At 38.5% G+C, this 8451-nt stretch carries 8 protein-coding genes and 1 tRNA gene; 6 read left to right on the top strand and 3 right to left on the bottom strand.

All coding sequences use genetic code 11. The annotated features are described in order from the left end of the window. Positions 1–226 precede the first annotated feature (226 nt). Together Q8907_09245 and Q8907_09240 are read left to right on the top strand one after the other, a co-directional pair. Complete coding sequence (locus tag Q8907_09245) at positions 227–835, top strand: PAP2 family protein (protein ID MDP4274448.1); 609 nt, start codon at positions 227–229, stop codon at positions 833–835. A gap of 65 nt (positions 836–900) precedes the next feature. Further along, positions 901–2532 carry an alkaline phosphatase family protein gene (locus Q8907_09240; GenBank protein MDP4274447.1) on the top strand — a complete coding sequence of 544 codons (1632 nt, stop codon included), beginning with the start codon at positions 901–903 and terminating at the stop codon, positions 2530–2532. 123 nt (positions 2533–2655) lie between these two features. Here Q8907_09240 and Q8907_09235 read toward each other — a convergent pair whose 3' ends face one another. The 3 genes from Q8907_09235 to Q8907_09225 form a co-directional block, all read right to left on the bottom strand. Next, complete coding sequence (locus tag Q8907_09235; protein MDP4274446.1) at positions 2656–3549, bottom strand: YegS/Rv2252/BmrU family lipid kinase; 894 nt, start codon at positions 3547–3549, stop codon at positions 2656–2658. A gap of 9 nt (positions 3550–3558) precedes the next feature. Further along, entirely contained in the window at positions 3559–4782 is a 1224-nt protein-coding gene (locus Q8907_09230; protein MDP4274445.1) for a pyridoxal phosphate-dependent aminotransferase, read from the bottom strand. 124 nt (positions 4783–4906) lie between these two features. After that, positions 4907–5314: a DUF1573 domain-containing protein gene (locus Q8907_09225; protein MDP4274444.1), complete on the bottom strand. Its 408-nt coding sequence runs from the start codon at positions 5312–5314 to the stop codon at positions 4907–4909. A gap of 219 nt (positions 5315–5533) precedes the next feature. On the opposite strand from Q8907_09225, the gene lgt reads away from it, so the two are divergent. The 4 genes from lgt to Q8907_09205 all read left to right on the top strand — a co-directional run. Further along, a complete protein-coding gene (lgt, locus tag Q8907_09220) occupies positions 5534–6361 on the top strand; it encodes a prolipoprotein diacylglyceryl transferase (protein MDP4274443.1) in 828 nt (275 codons plus the stop codon). 62 nt (positions 6362–6423) lie between these two features. After that, positions 6424–7341, top strand: coding sequence for a cation diffusion facilitator family transporter (locus tag Q8907_09215; protein ID MDP4274442.1), 918 nt, complete (start codon positions 6424–6426; stop codon positions 7339–7341). Between the two features lie 43 nt (positions 7342–7384). Then, positions 7385–7459, top strand: a tRNA-Val gene (locus Q8907_09210). Between the two features lie 400 nt (positions 7460–7859). Continuing rightward, positions 7860–8451, top strand: a 592-nt coding sequence (locus Q8907_09205) for an ROK family protein (GenBank protein MDP4274441.1), incomplete at its 3' end; no start/stop codon positions are given.

Below are 8451 nucleotides of genomic sequence, written 5' to 3'. Positions count from 1 at the left end.
CTCTGAATGTTTAGAAAACAGAAATTCTAAAATTGATGATTTGGTTTAGTTGTATCTTAAAGATTGGGTTTGTATTATGATTTCATGGATTATAGAAATTTGAAAGGGTCTGTTTAACTCTTGAAGAAATATAGACTGTAACATTTATCTTTATGAAAGAATCCTTTAGGTTTAATTTGGTCAGGATTATGCAAAATTATTTGGACTGTAAATTTTTAAAACATATATGGTAAAAACTATTTCTAAGATTCTTTCAGTCGTATTTCACCCTTTAGTGATGCCTTCGTTGGGTTTGTTGATGATTTATAATTCAGGTACTTATGTTTCCATGCTTTCTACTGAAGCCGAACGTATCATTTTCCTGATTGTGGCTGTTGGTACATTTTTGTTGCCCCTGAGTCTGATCCCTGTTTTTATTTATACCAGGATGGTAAGTACGGTAGAAATGAAAGACAGGAGTGAACGCTTTTTCCCTTTGCTCATTACTTCGGCTTTATTTTATATAGATTATTTTGTCTTGAGAAGCCTGATGGTGCCCCGTATTATTCAGCTTTTTATATTGGCAGCAACCCTTTCGGTAGTACTGACCAGTCTGATTAATATCAAATGGAAGATAAGTGCCCACATGGTTGGAATAGGTGGGGTGATCGGCGCTTTACTGGCCATGTCGTTCCGTTTACTGGCTGATATTTCTGTTTTCCTGATAATTAGTGTTGTGATTGCGGGTTTGCTGGGTTTCGCACGTTTAAGCCTGAATGCCCACAAACCTTCAGAGGTATATGGAGGATTAGGGCTGGGCTTTTTTACCAATATGTTGTTATTAATATTTTTTTAATTTTCTGGTTAAATCGATCATTTAAATCTTATGTTAAGAAAATATACCTTTTTTATTCTATTGTAATGGCAAAGCGGTTTCTTATATTCATTTTCATATTGCAATGGGCCCTTGTTTCATTTGCCCAGAAAAAGGACCTTCCAAAGCTGTTCGTGGGAATTGTTGTCGATCAGATGAGGGCTGAATATCTTGACAGGTTTTATGAACAGTTTGGCGAAAACGGATTTAAACGCTTACTAAATAAAGGTTTTGATTGCAGGGATGTTCATATTAATTATATCCCGTCAGTCACTGCTGCAGGTCATGCCAGCATTTTTTCCGGAACTACGCCCCAATATCACGGGATTATTGATGATGAATGGTATAACCGTCAGTTGAAACGTGTAGAGTATTGTGTCGCTGACAGTAATGAACATATTGTCGGAGGGGAAAATGCAAAGGTTGGGGTTTCACCACGGAATTTATTGGTGACCAACTTGGGCGATGAACTGAAAATTTCGACCGGTCAAAAATCCAGGGTAATTGGACTGTCATTGAAGGACAGGGCTGCTATTCTTTCGGCCGGTCACATGGCTGACGGGGCGTTTTGGTTTGACCAGAAAAAAGGGGATTTTGTTTCTTCAACTTATTATATGGCGAAGCTTCCCGAATGGGTAGCTGGTTTTAATCAAGAAAAACACGCTGAAAAATATTTGAAAAGCATCTGGAACCTACTGTTTCCTGAAAATCAATATCCATGCAGCCTTCCCGATGACAACAATTATGAAAATATTGTTAAAGGAAAAGTGAGACCTGTTTTTCCCTATAATCTTGAAGATTTGTCAGGAAAGAATAATCCCCGTTTCAGGATATTGTACATGTCTCCTTTCGGAAATAGTCTACTTACTGATCTGGCTATTGAAGCAATACAGAAGGCCGGCCTGGGTAAAGGTGATTATCCCGATCTGCTGACAGTCAGTTACTCGAGTCCTGATGCAATTGGGCATAATTATGGGCCATTATCCAAGGAGATGAACGATACTTACCTGCGCCTCGACCGCGATTTGGCCCGTTTGTTTGAGGCACTGGATCAGTTTGTCGGGAAAGGCAATTATACTCTATTCCTTACTGCTGACCACGGCACTGATGAAGTTCCCAGGTATCTGATGGACCATAAGATTCCTGCAGGTTATTTTAATGATGATTCTGTTGCAAATCTGGCTGCCCGTTATTTAGATGCAGGCCTGGGTCCTGGAAAATGGATTGAAGCCAGCTACTACGGGCAATTTTATCTGAACAGAAATTTGATTAAGGAAAAAGGACTGGAACTTGAAAAAGTTCAGAATCAACTGGCTGGTTTTTTAAGGGAACAGAAAGGAGTGGCCAAGGTCTTTACTGCCACACAGCTTGATAAACAGGAATATACAAGGGATATTGAAGCCAGCATGCAGAAAGGTTTCTTTTATAGACATTGCGGTGACGTGGAGATGGTTCTGGAACCCGGATGGACAGATGATCTGAGTTCTGCTTCGTCACATTGTACCGGCTATAACTATGATACTCATATCCCGTTGTTATGGTACGGCAAAGGAATTCGCCAGGGTGAAAGTGTGGCTCATCATGATGTAACCGACATTGCGCCTACCGTTTCCATGATTTTGCATATTAAGCTGCCCAATGCCTCTGTGGGTAACCCTATTCAGGAAATATTAAAATAAAAATAACCACTAAGTCACGGAGCTCATGGAGAAATATTTTATATTTCTTTGTATTAAGTGTTTCCGTGGTTAAAACTTTGCGAGAAAACATTCTACGCAAAGCCGCAGAGATGCAATACAAATTTAAGGAATGATCACATTTAGCCCTTTATGAACAACTTTTAAATTGAGTTCTCTGCCCATTATGCAGGGTTCGCCGTCATAATGCACTTCTCCTGAATGCTTGCGTTTCAAAAGTATTTCTTTGGCCCGCATTACATCAACAAACTTACTTTTATTGATATCTTTATTAAAGAGTTTTAAACCCAGGTCAAGGGCAATGATTTTTGGAAAAGGAGACATGATACAGATATCAAGTAATCCATCCTGTATATCTGCATCCGGTGAAATATATGCATTATTCCCATATTGAGCGGCATTGGCGAAGGTGATGAGAAAGGCACGGGTTTTTATTTTAGTGCTGTTGAATTTCAGAATATATTTGCTGGGACGGTAACGGAAAAATTCCTGTATAGTGGTTTTGATGTAGGTGTTGAAACCCCTTCTATGGCTTTCTGAAAATTTATTTCCCACTAAGGCATCAAAACCTACCCCGCAGGTACAGAAAAATTTTTTGTTATTCACCATTCCGTAATCAATCTGGGTGATCTTATTAGAATTGATCAGTTTTACTGCTTTTTTTACATTCATTGGTATATGGAGATGGCGTGCCAGGCCATTGCCCGACCCGATCGGAATGATTCCAAGAGCGACAGGAGTATCTGTGAGTTCAGAGGCCACTTCATTGACCGTACCATCCCCACCTACAGCAATAATTTTAACAGCACCTTTCTTTACCTGTTTTTTGGCAATGCGCATTGCATCGCCTTGTGCTTTGGTATATTTGATTATGCATTTAAACCGTTTGAGGTCGATATAAGAATCTATAAGCCTTAGAACAATATCTTTATTCCCATTCCCTGAAATCGGGTTAATAATAAAGGCTATTCTTTCTTTTTTCTCTTCTGCTTTTTTCACGAAAAACAGTTAATTAGAAATCTGATTTGATTTGTTAATGGTACGTCCGGGATAGGTCTGAAGAGCCTTTTTTAAGCATTCCATGGCATTTTTCAAATCTTCCACATTTAAAACATAAGCAAGTCTGACTTCATTCCTGCCCAGGCCGGGTGTGGAGTAAAATCCGGCAGCAGGGGCCAGCATGACCGTTTGGTTTTTATATTCGAAATCACTTAACAACCACTGGGAAAATTTTTCTGCATCATCAACCGGAAGCCTTGCAATACAGTAAAATGCTCCTTTGGGCATAGGGCATACCACGCCCTCCATTTGATTTAAAGCCCCAATCAGATAATTCCGTCGTTGAATATATTCGTTATAGACCGACTGGAAATATTCCCTGGGCGCACTAACAGCAGCTGCTCCAAATATCTGTCCATACGAAGGAGGGCTTAATCTGGCCTGTCCAAATTTTAATGCGGTTTCGATTACATCTTTGTTACGTGAAATGAGGCAACCGATTCGTACGCCGCAGGCGCTATAACGTTTTGATATGGAATCTATAAGTATGGCATTCTGCTCCAGCCCTTTGAGATTCATGACCGAAAAATGTTCCAGCCCATCGTAACAGAACTCTCTATAAACTTCATCCGAAAAAAGGAAGAGATCATGTTTGATCACAATATCCCGCAATTGCTCCAGTTCCTGTTTCGAATACAGGTATCCGGTGGGATTATTGGGATTACAAATAATGATGGCTTTAGTTTTAGGGGTAATCCTTTTTTCAAATTCTTCGATGGGGGGCAGGGCAAAGTTTTGCTCAATGGTCGAAGTGATGGGGACAATTTTAATTCCCGAAGTAGTTGAATATGCATAGTAATTGGCATAAAAAGGTTCAGGAACAATTGCTTCTTCCCCTTCATCCAGGCAGGACATCATGCTAAACAACAGTGCTTCTGAACCTCCTGCAGTTACTATAATCTGGGATGGGTCTATATCAATGCCAATACGGTGGTAATAGGATACTAATGCTTCCCTGTAACTTTCGTCTCCTGCAGAATGGCTGTACTCCACCACTTTTAGCAAATTCGCTTTTACCGCTTCAAGCGCGACTTCAGGACTGTGAATATCGGGCTGTCCGATATTTAAGTGATATACTTTGCGTCCTTTACGTTTTGCTGCTTCAGCAAAAGGCACTAATTTTCTAATGGGTGATGCAGGCATCAATCTGCCTTTTTCAGAGACTTTTGGCATATTTAACTTTATTATATAACAAACACAAAGGTAGTCCTAAAATGGAGAAAACCTTTGTGCTTTTTAAAAAAGTTGAAAAATGATAGATTGAAAAATCTGATCACATTAAAGAAAAGTCTGTAAGTTATTTGGCTTTCATCGGTTCAACCGAACCCTTTATCCTCAAAGTTACAGGAGAATTTTTGGCATTGGAATAAACCGTGATGGTTTTCTGAAAATTGCCAACAATTTTAGTGTTGTATTTTACTTTAATTACCCCTGTAGCACCTTTTTTGTAGGGTTCTTTTGACCATTCTGAAGCAGTACAGCCGCAAGATGTGGTTACATTCTGAATAATCACAGCTTCTTTACCAGTGTTTTTGAAAGCAAAATCGAAAGTACCGTTACCGTCGTAAGGAACATTTGTAAAATCGTGTTCTACTTCCTTAAATGTCATCTCTGGTTTATTTTTATCCCCGGCTTTAGGACTTTGAGAAAAACCGGTGCAGCTGAATAATAAGATGACTGTTAATGAAAAGAAAAGCTTTTTCATATCTTTAAAATTTTATTTTTAATAATTAATCTACAAAAATAATGCAAAGTATTTAATTACATTCGATTTAAGTAATTTTAACTTTTTTTGATTTGAAAATTGTTTTGATGGGGATGAAAGTACTAAAAGTTTAGAACTTGATTAAAAAATGATTTGTATCATTTTGCCTATTATTTAAAATTCATGTAGGTTTGTCGGGTTAAAATAAAAATTAGACAAATGATAATAGATTTTGTTACCTGGAATGTTTCTCCCGAAATATTCAGTATTGGTTCCCTTCATATTCGCTGGTACGGGTTATTGTTCGCTTCTGCTTTTGTGGCGGGTTATCTGATTTTTACCCACATGTTTAAAAAAGAAGGGGTGCCCATGGAATTGCTCGACAAGTTGACTTTGTACATGGTGTTGGGGACCATCATCGGTGCCAGGCTCGGACATTGTTTTTTCTATGAACCTGAATATTATCTCCGTAATCCTATAGAAATCCTGAAAACCTGGCATGGAGGACTGGCCAGTCACGGGGCAGCCATTGGTATACTGTTGGCTCTTTATCTTTTCTGCAGAAAAAGCAAGAAATCCTATTTCTGGATCCTAGACCGCATTGTTATTGTGGTGGCCTTAGCCGGGCTTTTTATCCGTACCGGAAACCTGATGAATTCTGAAATTTATGGGGTACAGACCAATCTTCCCTGGGGATTCGTTTTTGTCAGGGCTGGGGAAGTGTTGCCTAAACATCCTACCCAATTATATGAAGGCCTTTCTTATTTTTTCATTTTTGGCCTTTTGTATTATCTGTACGAGAAAAAAATCAGCAAATTAAAGGGAGGCACTTTATTTAGTTTGTTCCTTATTCTGGTGTTCGTTGCCAGGTTCCTGATTGAATTTGTGAAAGAAGACCAGGAGTCTTTTGAAAGTACAATGTCATTGAATATGGGCCAGTTGCTGAGTATCCCTTTTGTTCTGGCCGGTGTTTTGATTCTTGTATGGCTTTACGTTATCAAAAAAGATAAGGGACCTAGTCATGAAAACAATCTGCCAAAGAAATAAACAAAGCTTTTCAAACTTTTTTTGAAATTATTTGTTCTCTGGCTAAAGAAAGGACTTGTTTTATGCATCATCATCACGAAAACGGAGAGGCCAGGGGGAAAAGATTACTGATTACAACGGTTATCAATTTTTCCTTTGCCGTCATTGAATGTTTAGGTGGTTTTTTCTCCAATTCATTGTCGCTTATATCCGATTCGTTGCATAATCTGGGGGATGCCTTTTCAGCTTTTCTGGCCTTTTTTGCCAATAAAATCGGAGAAAGGAAATCGGATGTTGATAAGACCTTTGGATACAAGAGGGCTGAGATACTGGTAGCCCTGCTTAATTCTCTTGCGCTGATCGCAATTTGTATTTTCCTCTTTGTAGAGGCTTATGAAAGGCTTTTAAATCCCAAACCGGTAAAGGGGGTATTGATGTTTGTGGTGGCCCTGGCCGGGCTGCTTGCAAATTTATTTTCCATGTTGCTGCTGCGGAGAAATTCTTCGGATAACCTTAACCTGAAGGCTGCATACCTGCATTTACTGGGCGACACTTTTTCTTCTGTACTGGTGATTATTGGCGGTATTGCCATTACATTCTGGGGAATATACTGGATTGATCCCTTAATCACTTTTATTGTAGGAATTTTCTTGTTGAAGGAATCTTATAAAGTTCTGAAGGAGGCTGTAGAAATCCTCATGCAGGCCGCACCCTGCGAACTCGATTTGAATGATCTGAAAAAAGAAATTGAGCTCATTCCCGAAATATCAAATATTCACCATATACATGCATGGAGGCTCAACGACAGCCAGTCGTACCTGGAGTGCCATATTGACCTGAAAGATGATTTAAAGGTAAGCGAATCGCAGCAGGTTAAAGAAAAGGTTGATGGAATTCTTAGGAAAAAATTTCAGCTTCAGCACATCACGGTTCAGTTTGAGGTCAATAGCTGTCCGGATAAAAGCATGATTAATCATATTGTCCCTTCAAAAAATCAATAATCAGGGATGAGCTAAAGAAAAATTTATATCTTTGCAAATCATTGGGCTGTTAACTCAGTCGGTTTAGAGTGCTATCTTCACAGGGTAGAAGTCACTGGTTCGAGTCCAGTACAGCCCACAAAATCCCGGATGCTGCAATAGTTTCCGGGATTTTTTTTGAGGTTTTAACCTGCTAATTGTTGGAAGATGGTGACAAAACAAAACCTTAGATTTTTACTCTTTTATTTATTTTCATAAATATTTTCTAAAATTTAAACAAGACCTTATCACATACCCCATTTCATCCGGATCAATAAATCAAATTGAATTGTTTTCACAATAGTTATAAAGACTCCATTTTATGGAAATAATCTTTATAGGTAATTGTTGACAATAATTTTGCTAAAACGATTTTTTAATTTAGTTTTGTTCAAGGCGAATTGATGTTTATTTCGAATATAACTGTTAGTAAATTAATAGGTTATATCAGAAGCTTGCTTAAAAACCTTAGTCATTTCTTGTAATTTAAAATGTAAGACATGAATAAAAATTTTGCTTTAGGTATAGATATTGGTGGCAGTCATATCAGTGCTGTAGCTGTGAATATTTCGGAAGGACATGTTATCCATGATAGTTTTACCAACAGGAAGGTTAATAATAAAGCGTCTTCTGATGAGATTTTGCATTGTTGGAAAGATGCTCTTAATGCAGCATTGTCATACATTGAATTATCAAAGCTGGTTGGAATTGGCTTTGCAATGCCAGGGCCGTTTGATTACGAGAATGGGATAGCACTTTTTACAAAGGACGTTGCAAAATATGAAAACTTAAATGGCGTAAATGTTGGCGTAGAACTTCGTTCACTGCTTAAACTTTCCGGCGATATGCCTTTTCGGTTTATAAACGATGCTACTTCATTTGCTATAGGCGAGGCCTGGATTGGGCATTCTGCAAATTCCAGAAGGTCAATTTCGGTTACCTTAGGGACAGGATTTGGTTCTGCATTTATTGAGGAAGGTATTCCTGTGCTCGAGGGAGAAAATATTCCGCAATACGGTTGTCTTTGGCATTTGCCTTTTAAGAATGGCATTGCAGACGATTACTTTTCGACACGTTGGTTTGTAAAAAGAT

Source organism: Bacteroidota bacterium (genome assembly GCA_030706565.1).
GTDB lineage: Bacteria > Bacteroidota > Bacteroidia > Bacteroidales > JAUZOH01 > JAUZOH01.
Note: the sequence above shows the minus strand (reverse complement) of the source record. Positions and strands in the feature narration are given on the sequence as shown.